We start from the raw sequence: 18,702 nt of genomic DNA on the forward strand, positions 1-18,702 counted from the left end.
ATGATGAATAAATTCAAAGCGTTCGTCAAAGCAAATAAACGGACATTCATTGTCCTGATTTTGGCAGTTATCAGTTTGTTCTCCTACAATGTTACCAAGAATGGCATCGGTTCTGAGGTCTTTGGCTGGCTGCGTTTGTGGAAATACTTGTCGCTGCTGTTTATTCTTACCTGCTTCTATTTGCTCTTCCTGAAAGGAAAACGGGTAATTCTGGCGAATCTTACATTGATTGCTTTACTCCTGTTCTTACTGGAAACAATCTTGTTTTTTGTTCTGGGAATGCCTTCCGCATTCAAAAAAGATTTCAGCATCCCGGACCTTCCGGAAAACCACATTGCGCGACAGGTTGGAGCAACTTACTATCCTGACAGCGTTTACCACGAAGTAAAAGTAAACGGTACCGATACTGTTTTCGACGTGCATTTCGCAATCGATCACATGAATAAACGCATTACCCCGGATTTCGATTCCACGAAAACAAAATACAACCTGTTTTTTGGGTGTTCCATTGGTTTCGGTTATGGGTTGGAAGACAATCAGACACTGGCTTATCATGTTCAGGAACAGTCTCCGGATGCCAATTCTTACAATTTCTGTATTTCGGCTACGGGTACAAACCACATGCTGGCGCAATTCCAATACCGCGATTTATCGAAACAAGTTGCCGAAAAAGACGGGTGCGGCTACTACATTTTCTTCTGGGACCATATATATCGCGCAATCGGAACGATGCACCGCTATACGGAATGGCTGCATTTAGCGCCTTACTATGAGATGAATGACGGGAAATTGGTCCGCAACAAACTGTTTAAAGACGGGCGTCCTTTTGTTTCCGGATGGTATGAACGTCTGTACCAAACCAACATTGTGAAGTATTTCGAAGCTGATCTTCCATTGAAACTGAATGATTCACACTTCGACCTGGTGACAGAAATGGTGCTGGAAAGTAAGAAAGCATACACCAAACAATTTGGTAACGACAAGTTTTACCTCGTTTTCTACCCGAATTATATAGCCTATACTCCGGAAGAAATGCGCATTTTTAAATCGTATTTGACCAAAAAGAGGATTAAGTTTATAGATTTGTCAAATACAATTAAGTATTACGGGAAATACACCCTTGACGGAGATTCTCATCCGAATTCGGAGACAAACAAATTAATGGCAAAATACCTACTTCAGAAAACGATGCTGAAGGAAAAGAAGAATTAAAATTTGAAAACTAAATGGAATTTTTACGCGACTTATGGCGCTTTATGAAAGAGCGAAAGAAATTTTGGCTGGCACCGGTAATCATTATCCTGTTATTGATCGGGGTTCTGATCGTTTTCGGTGGTACCAGCGCTATTGCACCGTTCATTTATTCCTTGTTCTAAGTCCCCGATTTCATGAGTGCTCCGAAACAAAAAGCTTCCAATCCCGCTAAAACGGTTCTGACTATCGTTGTAGGTTTTGTATTGATCTATTTGATTACCAAATGGAAATGGAGTTTGTCCGTAGCATTCTTTGTCGGACTTGCCGGTGTGCTTTCTGATTTCATTGCCAAATGGATCGATTTCTTGTGGATGAAACTGGCTCTTGTTCTCAGCTACATCGTTCCGAATATTGTTCTGAGCCTCATTTTCTACCTCTTCCTCTTCCCGATTGCCATGCTCACAAAACTTTTCGGAAAGAAAGACCCGATGCATTTGAAAAACACAGCTTCTACCCTTTTTAAGCACAACGAAAAAGTGTTCGATAAGGCTTATTTTGAGAAGCATTGGTAGTAGTCAAACAGTAAGTTTCTAAATTAATATGTTAACCGTCACCTACCGTTTCAACATCCATTCCGGGCAAAACGAAGCATTCGAACAATCCTGGAAAGAAGTTACCAAACTGATTTACCGGCATTGCGGCAGTTTGGGTTCCCGACTTTACAAAGCTTCTGAAACTTCCTATATAGGAATTGCACAATGGCCCGACAAGCAAACCTTGGATCATTCAAGCCTGGAAGGTTTTGATCCGGAAGATTTGCGTTCCAAAATGCGTTCCTGCTGCACATCCATCGAAAAACTGGATGAACTGGAATTGATTCATGATTTGTGGGCGGAAGAGTTATTTGGCATTAGTTAATACCTTAGTGTCGTAAAAAATGTTTCATTTGATCTTCTGTAAAATTATTCAGAAGATTATTTTTTGAATAATTTAGAGTCTAATCTACATTTAAATGAACATGGAAATTATAGACCCAATTTCTGAAATTATTGTTTCTAATATTGATAGTCTTTATGATGCTACAAAGAATTTCATCACTGATACTAACCAAAAGATTAAATCTCAATTAAAAACAACCTTTTCCAAATATTTGGAAAGTATTAAAAGAAAATATTCTAGTACCAAAACAATAATATACAGGGATACACCTCAATCAATTGAAAAATTTTATGAACCCATAGATCTTTTTAATGATACTATCAACTTATCAAACCCTGATATTTCAGACTTGGTTAGTATTGGTAAACCTATCATAATTACAGGAACAGGTGGTTCAGGTAAATCAACTTTTTTAAAGTATTTATTGTTGAATTCGATTGAAAAAACGAAATTAATTCCTTTATTTATTGAGTTGAGGGATGTTGAGAATTCCAAACAAAGCCTACTTGAATATATTACGTCTTCCCTTCAATTAAAAAAGGTAAAATTGGAATCCCCATATCTCGATCTGGCTTTTAGAAAAGGAAATTTTCTTTTTTTGCTTGATGGATTTGACGAGCTTTCACTTGATTTTTCTACTGGTATTGGTGAAGAGATTGAGTTATTAACGCAAAACTACACGAATTGCCATTTTATCGTAACATCTAGACCCGGCAAGCAGTTTATCGCATGGACAAATTTTGTAGAACTTCATACAACACCATTAACATTGTCAAAAGCAGTAAGTTTGGTAAGGCGTCTAAATTTTGATCCAGAAATTAAACAGAAGTTTATTTTGGAATTAGAATCATCATTGTATAATTCTCATAGATCCTTTTTTGAAAACCCACTCTTACTTTCCATAATGTTAATAACGTATAGAGACAGTGCCTCAATTCCTTCTGAATTACACAATTTCTACTATTTAGCATTTGAAGCTTTATATTACAGGCATGATGCCTCAAAGTCTTTTAAACGGCCAACTCTTACTGGTTTACCTGTGAATAAAGGAAAAGACATTATGGCAGCATTTTCTTTGACAACATATTTAAAGACAAAAACCTCATTTAATAAACACGAATTAGATGATTTTTTAAAAAATGCAATGAGGCTAGCTGATTGTGAGTGCGTTTTGGATGACTTAATTGTGGATTTACTTCAGTCTTTTTGCATGTTGCTTCAAGATGGAACGCTTTATGAATACACTCACCGTTCTTTTCAAGAATATTTTGCAGCATGTTATCTTGTTTCAACGAGCGAGCAAAATCAAATTATTTTAATAGATCAGTTTGTAAAAAAAGCAGACACTGATATAACCTTGCAGCTAGCTTATGGAATGAACCCCAAACTTGTAGAAGAAAAGCTGATAATTCCTTTTTTAACTCGCTTTAGAGAGCGTATAGGATATAAATCCAAATTAAATAAGACTGTTTTTAAAAAATTTGCTCGAGAGTATTTTGATGATGTATTAATTGATCTGAATAGAGATGCTTCCTTGACTGTTCGTAATGTAAATAAATTGAAAACGAAGGGAGAAATAGAACCAAAGGTTTTAGATCTGATTACAACACGGTTATTAATTAAGATCTACGATATAGATAATAATTTTATTGTTACAAAAAATAACAAATTACCTAAATTGAGCTTTATAAAATATCAATTAGATGAATCAGGGAAACCTATTAAAAATATGATGATTGATGAGTATCCACTCAGTACAGCTTTAAAAGATGAGGCCTTGCTTGAATGGTTTATGATGCATTCTATCGAATCAAGGGTACTTGAAAAACTTATCAATTTAGAAGAAGAGTTGAGAATTAAAAACAAATTTAATAACGATTTATTTTTAAAGCTATTAAATAATCAATAGTAATTACGAATCATTTACTTATGAGTTTAACGCGAGATATCTCTTCGCGTTAACTGCTACTTCGTCCTTCCATCCAAAACATCCAACACCTCTCTAAAATCAACCTGCCTCGCGCGCAAAAGGACTAAATAATGAAACAACAAATCAGCAGCTTCTTCTTTGAAAAGCTGTGGTTCATTTCGCATAGCTTCTATAACGATTTCTACTCCCTCCTCCCCGACTTTCTGCGCAATTTTAGGCAATCCCTTTTCAATCAGCGACTGAATATACGATCCTTCTTTGGGAGTCGTAAATCTCTCATCAATGGTGTCGATCAATTTGCGGAGTGTATCGAATGAACGTGATTCTGCTTCGCCGAAACAGGAGATTTTGCCAGTGTGACAAGTCGGACCTTTTGCCTTGGCCTTTATGAGTAAAGTATCTTCATCACAATCCAAAGACCAGTCGACCAATTCCAGGTAATTGCCTGAAGTTGCTCCCTTGACCCACAATTCATTCCTGGAGCGTGAAAAGAAGGTAACTAATCGGGTTTCCAAAGTCTGCTGAAAAGAAACTTCGTTCATATACCCCAGCATCAGCACCTGGTTGGTTTGTGCATCCTGTATAATTGCCGGAATCAATCCGTTTTTGTCGTATTTCATCATTTGTTCTAATTTCTAATTCTAATTGTTTTACTCAGTTCGTTTTTCAATTCCGGAATAGCAATCTCTCCGAAATGAAAGATACTGGCGGCTAATCCGCCGGTAACGTTTGTTTGTGTGAACAGCTCTTCAAAATGAGCAACTGTTCCTGCTCCGCCGGATGCAATTACAGGAATGCTAACAAGTTCCTGCAGTTTTTGATAAAAATCCAGTGCAAAACCGTCTTTGGTTCCGTCTCCATCCATAGAAGTAATGAGTAATTCCCCTGCTCCGAGTGAAACAACCTTCATAATCCATTCAAAAGCTTCTATTCCAGTGTCATTTTTCCCACCGTGTGTATGGACGGTCCACCCGCTGTTGACTTTCCGGATATCAACTGCCGCCACAACACATTGTTTGCCGAACTGATCTGCCAGTTCTGTGATTAGTTCGGGACGTTTAACCGCCGATGAATTGACAGCTATTTTATCGGCTCCACTCCTCAGTAAGGTACGTGCGTTTTCAACGGAGGAAATCCCGCCTCCGACAGTAAATGGAATGTTTACCTGCTCCGCAACTGCTTTTACCACCGGGACAAAAGTTGATCTTTTCTCGTTCGTAGCCGAAATATCCAGCAAAACCAATTCGTCGGCACCCTGAGCAGCATAAAATCGGGCCAATTCAACCGGATCTCCGGCATCCCGAATTGCCTCAAAGTTCACACCTTTTACGGTTCTTCCGTTTTGAATGTCCAAACAGGGGATGATTCGTTTATAAACCTGCATCGTTGAATTGTTTTAGTTCACTTAGTGTTATTTTTCCGTCCAGCAGTGCTTTCCCAATAACACATGCATAACAGCCTGCTTTCCGGAGTTCTTCCAAATCGGATAACGATTCTACTCCACCGCTTGCAATCCAAAGCTGATCCGGAAATTGGTAAACGAGTCTTTCGTACAAGGCTACATTCGGACCGGATCCTGTGCCGTCTTTTTGAATATCCGTTGTTAAAATGGTTAATCCTTTGAATGAACTGAAATAACGCATAATCTCTTCCAGTGTTTTACCCGAATCATCCTGCCATCCGTTGATTTTTAGCTTATTTCCATCCGTGTCCAGCGCTAGGATAAATCGTTCCGAACCGAATGTTTTTATCCAGTCGACCACTTTTTCCGGTTCATTCACACACAAACTTCCGATTACGACCTGGTTGGCACCGGAATTCAACAGTCTGTCAACATCTTCAGCAGTTTTTATTCCTCCTCCAAAATCTACTTTTAATCCTGTTTGAGAGACAATTTCCCGCATCAATTCTTGATGAATTAACCTGCCCGCTTTAGCACCTGACAAATCTACCAGGTGCAGATGCTTCAAACCATGAGATGCAATCTCGGAAGCATACGCAGCGGCATTCCGCGGATAAATTGTTTGTTGTCCGTAATCTCCCCGGAATAAGCGGACAACTTCATTGTTTATTAAATCAATTGCGGGTATTGCTATCATGTGTTTAAAAATTGAGTTAGTAATTTTTCTCCGGCTCTACCACTCTTTTCAGGGTGAAACTGGACTCCGAAGAAATTGTCTTTTTTGAGTGCTGCGGAAAACGGAGCCGGATAATTGGCGACACCCCAGGTATTTTCGCAAATCTCAGCTGCATAACTGTGAACGAAATAAAACACCTCAGATCTTCCGTTTAATACGACATCGTTCCAACCGATATGAGGGATGGGGTATTTTGCACGTAAGTCAGGTGCTATTTCTGCAACACCATCGGTTTGCCATTTGGCAAACTGGCAAATTTGCGGAGTTGCTAATTGTGATTTCAGGGATCGGACCGAAGCCTGGAAAATCTCCAAACCATAAAGGTTTCCTTCTTCATTCCAACCACACATCAACTGCATTCCCAGGCAGATTCCCAATACAGGCTGCTCCAAAGTCGGGATAACCAGATCGAGTCCTTTTTCACGTAATTGCTCCATGGCACTTCTGGCATGACCTACTCCCGGAAAAATTACGTGTGTTGCAGACCTGATTTCCTTTTCATTGTCCGTTAAAACAATGTCATAACCCAATCTTTTAAAGGCCTGCCGGATTGAAAACAAGTTTCCTGCCCCATAATCAATAACTGCTATTTTCATCAGAGCTCATTTTTAGTTGTCGGCAGAAGATCGAAATTTCCATTTCTGCGTTTGGCCATCAAAATGGCTTTTGCAAATGCTTTAAAGACAGCTTCGATCTTGTGGTGTTCGTTTTCACCCTTTGCTTGAATATAAAGGTTACAACGCGCTGTAAAACAGAATGATTTAAAAAAGTGCTGAACCATTTCCGTTGGGAGCTTTCCCACAAATTCGCGCTTCAGTTCTACTTCCCAAATCAATTCCGGCCGGCCTCCAAAATCGATCGCGCAAGTTGCAACACAGTCATCCATGGGCAGACAGAATCCGTAACGTTCAATACCGCGCTTGGAACCCAGTCCCTGATCAATTGCAAGACCAAGAGTCAAAGCAGTATCTTCTATGGTGTGGTGTTCATCGATTTGCAAATCACCATCAATATTCAATTCGATGTCCATTTGTCCATGCCGTGCAAGCTGTTCCAGCATGTGATCGAAAAAGGCAATCCCGGTTTGAATTCTTGAAATTCCCGCGCCGTCCAAATCAAGACTTATAAGACAATCTGTTTCTGAGGTGGTTCTGCGTACACTTACCTTACGAGTGCCTAAACGCAAATCAGCAACCAAATCGGACCAGTTTGCAACTCTCCGTTGAATGACCATTTCCAGTTCCTCTTTTGAATACTGCAATTCCGAACCGCATTCAATTACATGCGTTTCCAGTAAAAAGACTTTGCAGCCAAGATTTCTGGCTAGTTCAACATCTGTCCAGCGGTCACCTATAACAACCGAGTTTTCCAGATCGTACGATTCGGAAAAATACTTGCTCAACATTCCTGTACGCGGTTTTCTATTCGGAGATTGTTCTTCCGGAAAAGAGCGGTCGATAAGTACTTCCGAAAAAACAATTCCTTCGCTTTCCAGGATATCAAGCATGAGTTGATGCGGGCCTTCAAAATCTTCAAAGGGAAAACTTTCCGTCCCCAATCCATCCTGGTTTGATACCAAAACGAGTTCGTACTCATTCCAGGAAACAATGGTTTTCAGGGTTGAGATCACCCCTTTCAAAAATTGAAGTTTCGAATAGGAATCAACCTGGTAGCCGATCGGTTCTTTGATGATTGTACCATCGCGGTCAATAAATAGCACTTTTTGTTTCATAATGTCTCCATAATTTGAATAAATCGATTATTTGCTTCAGGTGTTCCAACGCTTACCCGCAAAGTATCCGAACAATTGAATTGCCCGCTTCTGTCGCGAACCACTATTCCATTCTCAAGCAGTATTTCATAAATAGCGGAAGCATTCGGAATCCGGAAAAGAATGAAATTGGTTTCTGACGGAAAAACGGTTGTGACCGAAGGCAGCGATTTCAGAAAAACAGTCAGGCGTTCCCGTTCCCGGATAATCTCAGCATTCAGTTCATTCCATTGAATCTCTTTTAGAGCTTTTACAGCTGTTTCCTGGACGACAGAACTCAAATTATAGGGCGGTTTTATCCGGTCTAAAGCAGTGACCCAAGCTTTCGGAGCAATTGCCATACCGATGCGCAGGCCGGCCATTCCATACCCTTTTGAAAGTGTTTGGATAACGATCAAATTTGAATAATTGATCACTTCATCGGATGCTGAAGAGCCCACCGGACAAAAATCAATGTAAGCCTCGTCAATAATGACCAATCCGTTGAATGCTTTTACAATTTCAAGCAATTCTGTTTTCGGAATGCGATTTCCCGTTGGGTTATTCGGATTGCAGAGCACCAATAGTTTAGCTTCTTCTGCCTGAAGTAAAATTTCCGATACTGAAATCTGAAATTGGCTATCCAGGTTGATTTCCAAGGGTTTTAAACCATTTATTCGGGCGAGCACCGCATACATTCCGTAAGAAGGATTCAAAAAAGCAACGGAATCCAAAAATGGAGTTCCGGTCAAACGAAAAATCAAATCCAGCACTTCGTCAGATCCGTTCCCTAAGAATACATGCTCGGGATTAAATCCTTTAATCTCACTTATAACCTTTTTAAGTTCCTTTTGTTTCGGGTCCGGATAACGGTTGTAAGCTGTCTCAAACGCATGCTCATTGGCATCCAGGAAGATCTTTCCAGAACCGTCAAACTCATCCCTGGCCGAACTATAAGGCTGAACGTTCCTTAAATCCGTGCGCAAAAAACGTGTTATATCTATCTCACTCTCAAGAATCGAAGCGATCGATAGACCTGCTTCCGGTTCACTCTCACTCTGTTTCAATTCCAGCCGTATCTTAACCGCATTCGCATGTCCCTGCAGTTCTTCTGCTTCTGCCATCGTGATGACCGTTTGCCCCAGGTTTTCAAGTCCCTCATCGCTGATTTTTTGATAAGTAATCTTTTTCACAAAAGAATCCAGGGAAACTCCGCTGTAAGCTTTTGCAAAACCGGAAGTCGGCAGGGTGTGATTCGTTCCTGACGCGTAATCTCCGAAACTCTCCGCCGTATTTTGCCCGATAAACACGCTTCCTGCATTGGTAACCTTTGCGACTATCTCATCTTCGTACCGTCCCATGACGATCAGGTGTTCAGGCGCGTATGAATTGATGATTTCCGGCCATTTCTCCACTCCTGTTACAATTGCCAGACTTGAATCCAAGGCCGTTTTCGCTATTTCTTTTCGTGGAAGAAGTTTCAACTGCCTGCTCACTTCTTCCAGAACCTTTTCGAGGAATCCTGCTTCCTCCGTTAGGAAAACAACTTGTGAATCCTGGCCGTGTTCTGCCTGTGCCAGCAAATCCGCTGCGATAAAAGAAGCCGGTACCGATGAATCTGCGGCAACAAGCACTTCCGAAGGCCCTGCAGGAAGGTCAATGGCTATCCCAAGGCTTTGAGCAAATACTTTTGCAGCTGTGACATATTGATTTCCGGGACCAAAGATTTTATCCGCTTTCGGAATGGTTTCTGTTCCGATACTCATGGCTGCAATAGCTTGCGCCCCGCCCGCTTTGTAAACCAAATCAATTCCGGCCGTTTTAGCAGCAAACAGAATTGCAGGATGGATCTTTCCCTGCTTATTGGGAGGAGTACACAAGAAACGAATCGGGTTACCGGCAATTTTAGCAGGAATTCCAAGCATCAGAACTGTTGAGAACAAAGGAGCTGTCCCGCCGGGAACATAAAGTCCGACGGTTTGGACAGGTACGGATTTTCTCCAGCAAAAAACGCCGGGAGCTGTTTCCACTTCATGATCCCTGTTTTCCTGAGAACGGTGAAAACGCTCGATGTTTTTAGCGGCAACCCGTATTGCCTGTTTTAATTCCGGTGAAACCAGTTTCTCAGATTCTTCAAACTCTTTTTCATCAACCAGTAAACAATCCGGAGCAACGCCGTCAAACTGAAGGGTAAAATTTCTCAATGCCCGGTCTCCGTTTTTTTCGATTTCCCGGAACACATCCGAAACGAAAGAATCCAGGTTGACAGAAATTTCTTTTTGGCGTTCAATAGCTTGCTGCAACTCAATGACGGATGGATTTATCAGTGTTCTCATAATCAGGAAACCATTTTTTCGATGGGACAAACCAGGATTCCTTCAGCACCTTCCGATTTAAGACGCTGTACGACCTGCCAAACTTCTTTTTGTTTCACTACCGAATGAACGCTGACCCACCCTTCAACAGCAAGCGGAAGGATCGTCGGACTTTTCATTCCCGGGAGGATTTCACAGATGGTCGATAGTTTTTCTTTAGGAGCATTCAGCAGAATGTATTTGTTTTCATTTCCTGCCAAAACGGATTGGATGCGGAAGAGCAGCTGATCCAGCAGGGCTTGCTTTTCAACATTGAAATCCGGTCCTTTGATCAAAACTGCTTCGGAATACAGGAAAGGAAAAACCTCCCGCAGGTTGTTTTGAAACAAGGTGTTCCCAGTGGAAACAATGTCCGCAATACTATCCGAAAGGTCCAGGGAAGGTGCAATTTCTACCGATCCGGAAATGGTGTGTATTTCGGCTGTAATCCCATTCTTTTGCAAATATTTCCGGACAGAATTCGGATATGAAGTAGCAATCCGTTTTCCCTGAAGGTCTTCCAATGTTTGGATTTCGGAAGTCTTTGGAACAGCAAACGACAACCGGCATTTTGAAAAATTCAGTGCCTGAACGATTTCCACGGGAGTTTCATCTTCTTCCAGGAGATTGGAACCTACAATCCCCAGATCCACCACTCCGTCGGCAACATATTGCGGAATATCGCTGTTGCGAAGAAATAAAAGTTCTGCCGGGTAATCCGATGTGATGACTTTAAGCTGTCCGTCCCGGTAATCGATTTTCAGGCCGCATTCTTTGAGCAGTTCCAGGGAACCTTCCCGGAGCCGACCTGATTTTTGTAGAGCAATAATTAAACGTTTCATCTGTAAAATTAGAGCCTGACCTTCAAAAGAGTATTGAAACAAAATGACAACAAAAAACCCGCTTGAAAGCCAAGCGGGTTAAAGAATTATAGATATACAATCATCTCACCATAGCGCTTAGCTGTGCATGTGATGATGATGATGGAATTGTGTCATTTTCATGGTACAAATGTAGAGCAATTATTTTAATTGCAACAAAATCAGTAAAAAATGTTTAAAATCAGTTGGCCAGTTAGCCTGTTCCTCTCTGGTTGCAGAGCATATAACATTCTATAATGGAATTTAATACAGATCTAGATGTAATTCCGTATCAGCCGCGGCTGATTACGTCCGTGAATTAAGTGGAATTGCTTATCTTTAATTTATGGGATTTCGAAAAATATGCTACTCGTTTATTTTGGCAATTGCTCTGTTTTCGTGTGGAACAGGGTCGTCTTCCGGATATCATAACTTCGCTCCTGACGTTTTAAATAAAAACCCTATTGACCTTAGCAATAAATTGTTCTTTATAGGTCCGCAGATTGACACTTTAAAAATGGTTATTCAAGCTGATTGTGATTGCTGTGCAAGTAACCTCGCTTTTATCAATGACAGCGTCTTTGTTTTCGAGTCTTTGTGTCTGGAGGGAGACGATTACTTCAAAGGAACTTATTTTAATTTCAAAAACATGGTCTTTTTGAAATTTCATCCGATTACGGTTTCGTCCATTCATTATCCGGGAGAAGACAACGAAACAACCTGGGAAAAAGCAAGTGATTCTGTTTCTTATTCACTACTTCACTTTTCTACACTGAAATCCGAATGGGTAATTGCTGCTTCTTACGGAGAGGACACGGATTATGGAATGTGTAACCGAAGTATTTCTGTAGAGAAATATCTTGATCGTTTAAAATTCCTGGGAGTATATGACCGATTGGAATTATCTCATGATTTAAAATAACTTTACATTAAAGATCATCTAAAACTAGCATATGTCAGAATTTGTTACCTACGAAAAATTTGCAACCATCGGAGAATTGAAGGAATTCGTTGAATTGTTGCAGGAAAATAACATCCCTTATGAATTGGAAGATGATATCCAGTTGTTAGATGCCAGTTTCGCGAACCCAAATCATCACCGGGATTATCGGATTAAATTGCAACAAGCTGATTTTGAAAGCGTCAACGAATTGCGAAACTCCATAGCTCTTTTAGAATTAGACCGGGTAGATCCGGATTATTACCTCTTTGACTTTACGGATGAAGAATTGATCGATTTGATATCCAAACAAGATGAATGGAGTCCTTTCGATTTTCAATTGGCACGGAAGATCCTGAAAGATCGTGGAAAGGAAATTGGTTCTCAACAAATGGATGAATTAAAGAATTCCAGAATAAAAGAACTTGCAACAGTGGAGAAACACAGTATTGGCGGAATAGTTTCCGGTTATATTCTCACTGCATTTGGTGGTGTACTTAGCTTTGTCATCTATGGATACATTAGCACCTTACTTGTCTTGATAGGACTCATTATCGGCGGATACATTGTTTCCAGCAAAAAGACGCTTCCAAACGGAGAGCGCATATACACATACGATGATTCAGATAGAAAACAAGGGAAAATCATTTTGATTATTGGAGCTCCCATGTTGATTATTTCAGTACTAATTAGACTTTGGGGAACTTTGGAGTTCTTATCTTCCTTTTAACTCAATCGCTATTGAATTAATAGTCATACTGATCATTCCACATTTAAACTTTCACTTTTAATTCCCGCTTCAATTTCCGCAACTTAACCACACGAAACTTCTTGTAAGGTTTCTTCCGAAGAATCCAGACCAAAATAAAAACAACAACTATCAGCCAAAGAAGCAAAAGAAATAACATTTCAATTCAATTAGGAATTCGCCATCATCCTCGCTGCATTCGGTGCAAAATACGTCAAAATCCCATCTGCCCCTGCCCTTCTGATGCTCAACAACATTTCCATTACCGCGCGGTCATAATCCAGCCAGCCGTTTTTGGCAGCAGCGTAAACCATCGCACATTCTCCGCTAACATTGTAAGCAGTTACCGGAGTTGCAAAGTTCTCTTTCAATAAATGGATGATGTCCAAATAGCACAAAGCCGGCTTCACCATGATGAAATCCGCTCCTTCGGCAATATCCAGTTCCGCTTCAATCAACGCTTCACGCTTGTTTGCAGGATTCATCTGGTAAGTCTTTTTATCACCGCTTTTTGGCGCGGAATTCAAAGCGTCACGGAATGGCCCGTAAAATGCACTGGCATATTTAGCTGTGTAAGACATAATCGACACATCCTGGAAACCTGCTGCATCCAGCTCGTCGCGGATAAAGCCTACTCTTCCGTCCATCATGTCCGAAGGACCGATGATGTCGATTCCTGCCTGCGCCTGCGCAACCGACATTCTTCCTAAGATATCCAAAGTGGGATCGTTGACAATCTTTCCATCAACCACCAAACCGTCGTGTCCGTCTGAAGAATACGGGTCCAAAGCCACATCCGACATCAAAACCGCTTCCGGGAACTTCTCTTTCAGCGTGCGGATAATATGCAGGTAGAAATTCTCATCCGCATAACTGTAACTTCCGATCTGATCTTTCAAATGCTCATCCACGGCTGGGAACAAATCGAAAGTCATAATCCCCAAATTCATCCATTTCTCGAATTCCGGTAGTAGTTGGTCAATACTCCACCGGTAATTGCCCGGTAACGAAGAAACTTCCTCTTTGATATTTTTTCCATCTTTCAAAAACAAAGGATAGATCAAATGCTGAGCACCCAATTGTGTTTCTTCAACCATTGCTCTGATGGCTGCGCTTTTGCGGTTTCTTCTCGGACGGATATTCATAAGCGATTTTTAATTATTTCACCTTTAGCTAAATAGACAATAAAAAAATCCTTTCTGAGGAAATCTGCGTTCCTCTGCGGGAAATTTTAAATGAACTTGTACCCGCAAAGTTAATCAGAATCGGGAACTATTCGTTCAAATAGGCGTTTTAAACAATTCTGTTTCAGAATTATCAACAAGGAAGTTCCATTAACATTTTTTTGTATATTTTCGTCTGTATGTTAACGAAGAAACAATGCGACTTATGAATAAGCTATTAACTACTTTCACAGTAAGTACCGGGATTGTACTTCTGATTAGCTCCTGTGGTTCGGAGGAAGAAAAAAAGCCTGAAATAAGCAAAGAAGTCATTGATCCCAACAGCTCTTTGAATGCTAAATTTGACGACAAGATCTTTAGCATCCCTTCTCCCATGCAGATGGCGATGCTGCTGGAAGAATCCAAATCACCCTACAACGAGTTCCTGTTGAATGATCTGGACAAAGTGGGGGATTATACTTCAGAATATAAAAAAGCAATGAACCTTGGGATTTATGGGACAGATCTCGGATATGTTTCTATTTACAAACAGAACAGTATTGCATTAAAGTATCTTTCCACCATTGAGAAACTGACCAGTAAACTAGGTTTGGAAGGAGCTTTCGATAAAGATTTTATGTCCCGATTCGAAAAAAATTCTACTAACAAGGACTCCATGATGGTGATTGTTTCCGATGCCTTTAAAAAATCGGATAACTTCCTGAAATCGAACAACCGTAAAAGTGTTTCCGCACTAATCCTGGTTGGAGGATGGATTGAGTCCATGTATTTGGCCTGCAATATCAATAAGGAACATTCCAATCAAAAAATCCTTGACCGCATTGCGGAGCAGACGGAAACCCTGAATACGATTATCGAGCTTCTTTCGGATTATAATAAAAAAGGAGAATGGGATGAATTGATCGCGGATATGAAAGATTTGAAATTCTATTTCGATCAGATTACGATCAAGTACGAGTATATGGCTCCTATAACCAATGCAAAAACAAAGACCACTACTTTGAGACATAAAACAGTGGTAACCGTTGATTCCAGCACCCTGAACTTTATTAATCAGAAAATCGAAGCCATTCGAGGAAAAGTAATCGAATAATACTAGTCATTATGAAAAAGTTAGCACTATATAGCATTTTTACTTTATTCGTTGGGTTTGGAGTAAATGCACAGGATTGCGAAACCCTGGTAAAGGATTGCGAAACCATCCTGAAAGGAAAACAAAAGAACTTTGTCTCTGACGGACAGGTTTATACCGCTTTTTTGGATCGTGAGAAGGCTGAATTTAAAACCACTTTCTTCGGAGGAACAACATACCGGATTGCTGCTACAGCAGGAACAGACGATGAATACGTGATTTTTACAGTGAGAGACCTGGATGGAAATGTCCTGTTCTCAAACAGAAAGTATAAGAATTCAAATTATTGGGATTTCAAAGTTCCAAGAACGATTCCGGTTGTTATTGAAACGGAATTGGACATGGACAAAAAGATCACCGGTTGTGCCGTAATGATGATCGGATTCAAGAGATAATAATTTTTAAATAAACACCCGTAAGCATGAGTGAACGCATACTCCGCGCTCTAATGCAGTTATTCGCGATTATCGCGAAAGTTGATGAAGTAACAGACCCTACTAGCGAAGCCATTGAAAGTTCCAATGGAAGAAGAATCGTAGAAGCATTTTTACGAACAGAATTGAACGATGAATTACTTCAAAAGTACATTCAGTTGTTTGATGAATTCTTATTAGTTCACCACCAGGGATCCGGAAAGAAAGACGGACAGCGCAAAAGAACATCCGTAAACTCCGTTAAAGTTCTGCGAATTTGTGCCCAGATTAATGAAGAACTTACCCAGCGACAGAAAATGATCGTGTTGTTGCGTATTTTCGACTTTATCCACGCAAACGACCAGGTTCATGAGCAGGAACAGGAATTTGTGCACACCGTTTCCGAATCATTCAACATCCCTGATTTTGAATACCAGCAGTTAAAGGCTTTTGTTGAAGCAAATAACGACACGATCCTCGATGATGAGCATTTTATGTACATCACAGAAAAGGACCTGAACCTTTCACATGCGAAATTGATTAAGATGGAAGGTTTTGACGGTTCCATTTCGGTAATTCGCCTGGAAAGTGTCAATATCCTGTTTTTCAAATACTTTGGTCACGACGAGTTGATCCTCAACGGACAGATTGTTTCCAACGAACGACGACATATCTTAAACCAGGGATCTACCCTGCGTACCAACAAATCGGCACCGATCTACTACAGTGATGTGATTTCCAGGTTCCTCAATGATGCGAACCGCGAAAAGATCACATTCAAGGTAGATCATTTGCAATTCCATTTCAACAGTGGAAAAATTGGTCTGCACGAAATCAATTTCATCGAACAATCCGGGAAGCTTCTCGGAGTAATGGGTGGCTCGGGCGCAGGAAAATCGACATTCCTGAACGTCCTTAACGGAAATTACACACCTTCTCACGGTGCGGTAACTATTAATGGTGTGGATCTTCACCGGGAAAAGTCCAAACTTGAAGGAGTAATCGGTTTTGTTTCGCAGGATGATTTGCTGATCGAAGAATTGACCGTTTTCCAAAATTTATATTTCAACGCAAAACTTTGTTTCAACGATCTTTCCGAATCCCAGTTAAAGAAAAAAGTACTGGACCTGCTCTCGGATATCGGTTTGGGAGATGCAAAACATCTGAAAGTAGGAAGTCCGCTTGAAAAAACCATTTCCGGAGGACAACGAAAACGTTTGAATATTGCATTGGAACTGATCCGCGAACCGGCAGTCATGTTTGTGGATGAGCCAACCTCAGGACTTTCTTCCAGGGATTCCGAAAACATTATGGACATGCTCAAAGAACTTTCCCTTAAAGGAAAATTGATCTTTGTAGTAATCCACCAGCCATCATCGGAGATCTTTAAAATGTTCGACAAATTATTGATCCTCGATCAGGGAGGTTACCCGATATTTGACGGAAACCCGATTGACGCGGTTGTGTATTTCAAAACGCATGTACACCACGTAAATGCAAACGAGCGTGAATGCCCTATTTGCGGTAATGTGAACCCGGAGCAGATTTTCAATATCATCGAATCGAAAGTAGTTGATGAATACGGGAACCAGACAAAGGTGCGAAAAGTCACTCCGAGAGAATGGAACGAGCGTTATTTGTCCCATTACAAGAACCCGGATATTGAAGAGATTAACGAACCCGTTAAAGGAACTTCACGTATTGCTAATAAAATCCGTCAATTTAAGGTTTTCTTCCTGAGAGATGTATTGAGTAAGCTGGCAAACAAGCAATACATGTTTATCAATATGCTCGAAGCACCAGTCCTTGCTGCCATCCTTTCGTTCTTTGTGAAGTTTTTCAATACAGACGGAAAAGGACACGAGGATTATGTATTCTACGAAAATGAGAATATTCCGCAATATTTGTTTATTTCGGTTGTTGTGGCCCTATTTCTCGGACTGACCGTTGCCGCCGAAGAAATTATCAAAGACAAGAAAATCCTCAAACGCGAAAGTTTCCTGAATTTATCCCTGGGATCATATTTATGGTCAAAAATCCTGATCATGTTCATGGTTTCTGCTATCCAGACTGCTTTCTTTGTGCTGATCGGAAACCTGATCCTGGAAATTCATGGGTTATGGTGGGAATACTGGGTGATTCTCTTCTCTACTTCCTGTATGGCGAATGTTTTGGGACTAAATATTTCGAGTGCATTTAACTCAGCGAAAGTAATTTACATCATTGTTCCGTTACTGATTATTCCACAATTGATTTTCTCCGGAGTCATTGTAAAATTCGATAAGCTGCACCCTATTTTCTCCTCGAACAATGAGGTTCCATGGATAGGAAACGCGATGGCTTCCCGGTGGGCATATGAGGCTTTAGCTGTAACACAGGCAGTTGACAACGAGCATGAAGAACGTCAATTCGACTTGCATCAAAAACAAAGCAATGCCAGCTGGAAAAGGGATTACTGGATACCGGAAATGAAGAACCAACTGACTATTTTGGCAGATAAAAAGTCGTCCTTAAAAGATTTTGAAAAAGCAAAGCGCATTTTATCCAAGGAGGTGGAAAAGGAAGTTTCTAATTGGGGAAACCTGGAATGCAAAGATTGTGTAGCCGGCTTGAGTAAACTGCAAAAAGGAAAATCTTCTGTACAGGAAGTGCAGTTCAATATCGGTGCTTTCCTTGAAACGTTGAAAAAACAATACAATCTGAACTACAACCAGACAACGGAACAATTGGACCAGCTGGTCTTAAAAATGGGAGAGAAAAATTACGAAGCTTCCCAGGCCGCATTTATCAACGAAAGTTTACAGGATTTGGTAACCAATCGCACGGAAGTTCAGAAAATCATTGTTACGGACGACGAATTGATCCAAAAAGACGATCCTTTATACATGGATCCGAAAAACACGCGTTTGCTGGATGCTCCGTTCTATACTTACAAAAAATACTGGTTTGGAATTCCTATGAGTACTTTTACGGCAAACATTTTAGTTTTGTGGGGAATGACAATCCTTTTGATTGTAGCACTTTATTACGACTTGCTCAGAAAATGCCTGACACTATTTTCCCGGAAATCCGGAAGCAAAGCATAAAAAAACAGTAGGGGTGTCTCGATTTAACCGAGAT

The 18,702-nt window shown here is 40.6% G+C and carries 18 protein-coding genes; 10 read left to right on the forward strand and 8 right to left on the reverse strand.

The window, feature by feature from the left end; genetic code table 11:
• Positions 1 to 3 precede the first annotated feature (3 nt).
• The 5 genes from QZT69_RS06885 to QZT69_RS06905 all read left to right on the forward strand — a co-directional run bounded on the left by QZT69_RS06885 (position 4) and on the right by QZT69_RS06905 (position 4,042).
• A complete protein-coding gene (locus tag QZT69_RS06885; protein WP_294672178.1) occupies positions 4 to 1,212 on the forward strand; it encodes a hypothetical protein in 1,209 nt (402 codons plus the stop codon).
• Between the two features lie 14 nt (positions 1,213 to 1,226).
• Positions 1,227 to 1,376, forward strand: a complete 150-nt coding sequence (locus QZT69_RS06890; protein ID WP_294672181.1) for a DUF5989 family protein — start codon at positions 1,227 to 1,229, stop codon at positions 1,374 to 1,376.
• Positions 1,377 to 1,388: 12 nt separating this feature from the next.
• Positions 1,389 to 1,766 carry a hypothetical protein gene (locus QZT69_RS06895; RefSeq protein ID WP_294672183.1) on the forward strand — a complete coding sequence of 126 codons (378 nt, stop codon included), beginning with the start codon at positions 1,389 to 1,391 and terminating at the stop codon, positions 1,764 to 1,766.
• A gap of 28 nt (positions 1,767 to 1,794) precedes the next feature.
• Positions 1,795 to 2,112, forward strand: coding sequence for an antibiotic biosynthesis monooxygenase (locus QZT69_RS06900; protein WP_294672186.1), 318 nt, complete (start codon positions 1,795 to 1,797; stop codon positions 2,110 to 2,112).
• A 100-nt stretch (positions 2,113 to 2,212) separates the two neighbouring features.
• Positions 2,213 to 4,042 carry an NACHT domain-containing NTPase gene (locus QZT69_RS06905; protein WP_294672189.1) on the forward strand — a complete coding sequence of 610 codons (1,830 nt, stop codon included), beginning with the start codon at positions 2,213 to 2,215 and terminating at the stop codon, positions 4,040 to 4,042.
• Positions 4,043 to 4,098: 56 nt separating this feature from the next.
• Here the strand turns inward: QZT69_RS06905 and hisIE are convergent, their stop codons facing one another.
• The 7 genes from hisIE to hisG are packed head-to-tail and all read right to left on the reverse strand — an operon-like array spanning position 4,099 to position 11,147.
• Complete coding sequence (gene hisIE, locus QZT69_RS06910) at positions 4,099 to 4,683, reverse strand: bifunctional phosphoribosyl-AMP cyclohydrolase/phosphoribosyl-ATP diphosphatase HisIE (protein ID WP_294672328.1); 585 nt, start codon at positions 4,681 to 4,683, stop codon at positions 4,099 to 4,101.
• Positions 4,684 to 4,691: 8 nt separating this feature from the next.
• Entirely contained in the window at positions 4,692 to 5,447 is a 756-nt protein-coding gene (gene hisF / locus QZT69_RS06915; protein WP_294672192.1) for an imidazole glycerol phosphate synthase subunit HisF, read from the reverse strand.
• Positions 5,434 to 6,162: a 1-(5-phosphoribosyl)-5-[(5-phosphoribosylamino)methylideneamino] imidazole-4-carboxamide isomerase gene (locus tag QZT69_RS06920; protein ID WP_294672195.1), complete on the reverse strand. Its 729-nt coding sequence runs from the start codon at positions 6,160 to 6,162 to the stop codon at positions 5,434 to 5,436. The genes hisF and QZT69_RS06920 overlap by 14 nt, the downstream gene beginning before the upstream one ends.
• Positions 6,159 to 6,797 (reverse strand): imidazole glycerol phosphate synthase subunit HisH, encoded by a 639-nt coding sequence (locus QZT69_RS06925; protein ID WP_294672198.1) that lies wholly within the window; start codon positions 6,795 to 6,797, stop codon positions 6,159 to 6,161. The genes QZT69_RS06920 and QZT69_RS06925 overlap by 4 nt, the downstream gene beginning before the upstream one ends.
• On the reverse strand, positions 6,797 to 7,933 hold the full coding sequence (gene hisB / locus QZT69_RS06930) for a bifunctional histidinol-phosphatase/imidazoleglycerol-phosphate dehydratase HisB (protein WP_294672201.1): 1,137 nt from the start codon (positions 7,931 to 7,933) through the stop codon (positions 6,797 to 6,799). Before hisB ends, QZT69_RS06925 begins: the two co-directional genes overlap by 1 nt.
• Positions 7,930 to 10,287, reverse strand: coding sequence for a histidinol dehydrogenase (gene hisD / locus QZT69_RS06935; RefSeq protein ID WP_294672204.1), 2,358 nt, complete (start codon positions 10,285 to 10,287; stop codon positions 7,930 to 7,932). The genes hisB and hisD overlap by 4 nt, the downstream gene beginning before the upstream one ends.
• A gap of 2 nt (positions 10,288 to 10,289) precedes the next feature.
• Positions 10,290 to 11,147 carry an ATP phosphoribosyltransferase gene (hisG, locus tag QZT69_RS06940; RefSeq protein WP_294672207.1) on the reverse strand — a complete coding sequence of 286 codons (858 nt, stop codon included), beginning with the start codon at positions 11,145 to 11,147 and terminating at the stop codon, positions 10,290 to 10,292.
• A 364-nt stretch (positions 11,148 to 11,511) separates the two neighbouring features.
• Here hisG and QZT69_RS06945 point away from each other — a divergent pair, with 364 nt between their 5' ends.
• Positions 11,512 to 12,087: a hypothetical protein gene (locus QZT69_RS06945; protein ID WP_294672211.1), complete on the forward strand. Its 576-nt coding sequence runs from the start codon at positions 11,512 to 11,514 to the stop codon at positions 12,085 to 12,087.
• A 31-nt stretch (positions 12,088 to 12,118) separates the two neighbouring features.
• Positions 12,119 to 12,835 (forward strand): hypothetical protein, encoded by a 717-nt coding sequence (locus tag QZT69_RS06950; RefSeq protein ID WP_294672214.1) that lies wholly within the window; start codon positions 12,119 to 12,121, stop codon positions 12,833 to 12,835.
• A 188-nt stretch (positions 12,836 to 13,023) separates the two neighbouring features.
• On the opposite strand, the gene hemB is transcribed toward QZT69_RS06950, so the two are convergent.
• The gene (gene hemB, locus QZT69_RS06955) at positions 13,024 to 13,998 is read right to left on the reverse strand and encodes a porphobilinogen synthase (RefSeq protein ID WP_294672218.1); all 975 of its coding nucleotides are present in this window, start codon (positions 13,996 to 13,998) and stop codon (positions 13,024 to 13,026) included.
• Between the two features lie 244 nt (positions 13,999 to 14,242).
• On the opposite strand from hemB, the gene QZT69_RS06960 reads away from it, so the two are divergent.
• The 3 genes from QZT69_RS06960 to QZT69_RS06970 are packed head-to-tail and all read left to right on the forward strand — an operon-like array spanning position 14,243 to position 18,668.
• The gene (locus QZT69_RS06960) at positions 14,243 to 15,130 is read left to right on the forward strand and encodes a hypothetical protein (protein WP_294672221.1); all 888 of its coding nucleotides are present in this window, start codon (positions 14,243 to 14,245) and stop codon (positions 15,128 to 15,130) included.
• Positions 15,131 to 15,141: 11 nt separating this feature from the next.
• Positions 15,142 to 15,564, forward strand: a complete 423-nt coding sequence (locus QZT69_RS06965; RefSeq protein WP_294672224.1) for a hypothetical protein — start codon at positions 15,142 to 15,144, stop codon at positions 15,562 to 15,564.
• Between the two features lie 26 nt (positions 15,565 to 15,590).
• Positions 15,591 to 18,668 (forward strand): ATP-binding cassette domain-containing protein, encoded by a 3,078-nt coding sequence (locus tag QZT69_RS06970; RefSeq protein ID WP_294672227.1) that lies wholly within the window; start codon positions 15,591 to 15,593, stop codon positions 18,666 to 18,668.
• Positions 18,669 to 18,702 lie beyond the last annotated feature (34 nt).

The sequence above is a fragment of the uncultured Fluviicola sp. genome (assembly GCF_902168135.1).
Lineage (GTDB): Bacteria > Bacteroidota > Bacteroidia > Flavobacteriales_D > Crocinitomicaceae > Fluviicola.

What these genes read in the sequence shown, in the direction of transcription:
- hemB (WP_294672218.1), bottom strand. Translation starts at nt 13,998, where the DNA reads ATGAATATCCGTCCGAGAAGAAACCGCAAAAGCGCAGCCATCAGAGCA.
- QZT69_RS06970 (WP_294672227.1), top strand. Translation starts at nt 15,591, where the DNA reads ATGAGTGAACGCATACTCCGCGCTCTAATGCAGTTATTCGCGATTATC.
- hisIE (WP_294672328.1), bottom strand. Translation starts at nt 4,683, where the DNA reads ATGAAATACGACAAAAACGGATTGATTCCGGCAATTATACAGGATGCA.
- QZT69_RS06920 (WP_294672195.1), bottom strand. Translation starts at nt 6,162, where the DNA reads ATGATAGCAATACCCGCAATTGATTTAATAAACAATGAAGTTGTCCGC.
- QZT69_RS06905 (WP_294672189.1), top strand. Translation starts at nt 2,213, where the DNA reads ATGGAAATTATAGACCCAATTTCTGAAATTATTGTTTCTAATATTGAT.
- QZT69_RS06950 (WP_294672214.1), top strand. Translation starts at nt 12,119, where the DNA reads ATGTCAGAATTTGTTACCTACGAAAAATTTGCAACCATCGGAGAATTG.
- hisG (WP_294672207.1), bottom strand. Translation starts at nt 11,147, where the DNA reads ATGAAACGTTTAATTATTGCTCTACAAAAATCAGGTCGGCTCCGGGAA.
- QZT69_RS06965 (WP_294672224.1), top strand. Translation starts at nt 15,142, where the DNA reads ATGAAAAAGTTAGCACTATATAGCATTTTTACTTTATTCGTTGGGTTT.
- QZT69_RS06945 (WP_294672211.1), top strand. Translation starts at nt 11,512, where the DNA reads ATGGGATTTCGAAAAATATGCTACTCGTTTATTTTGGCAATTGCTCTG.
- QZT69_RS06960 (WP_294672221.1), top strand. Translation starts at nt 14,243, where the DNA reads ATGAATAAGCTATTAACTACTTTCACAGTAAGTACCGGGATTGTACTT.
- hisF (WP_294672192.1), bottom strand. Translation starts at nt 5,447, where the DNA reads ATGCAGGTTTATAAACGAATCATCCCCTGTTTGGACATTCAAAACGGA.
- hisD (WP_294672204.1), bottom strand. Translation starts at nt 10,287, where the DNA reads ATGAGAACACTGATAAATCCATCCGTCATTGAGTTGCAGCAAGCTATT.
- hisB (WP_294672201.1), bottom strand. Translation starts at nt 7,933, where the DNA reads ATGAAACAAAAAGTGCTATTTATTGACCGCGATGGTACAATCATCAAA.
- QZT69_RS06890 (WP_294672181.1), top strand. Translation starts at nt 1,227, where the DNA reads ATGGAATTTTTACGCGACTTATGGCGCTTTATGAAAGAGCGAAAGAAA.
- QZT69_RS06895 (WP_294672183.1), top strand. Translation starts at nt 1,389, where the DNA reads ATGAGTGCTCCGAAACAAAAAGCTTCCAATCCCGCTAAAACGGTTCTG.
- QZT69_RS06885 (WP_294672178.1), top strand. Translation starts at nt 4, where the DNA reads ATGAATAAATTCAAAGCGTTCGTCAAAGCAAATAAACGGACATTCATT.
- QZT69_RS06900 (WP_294672186.1), top strand. Translation starts at nt 1,795, where the DNA reads ATGTTAACCGTCACCTACCGTTTCAACATCCATTCCGGGCAAAACGAA.
- QZT69_RS06925 (WP_294672198.1), bottom strand. Translation starts at nt 6,797, where the DNA reads ATGAAAATAGCAGTTATTGATTATGGGGCAGGAAACTTGTTTTCAATC.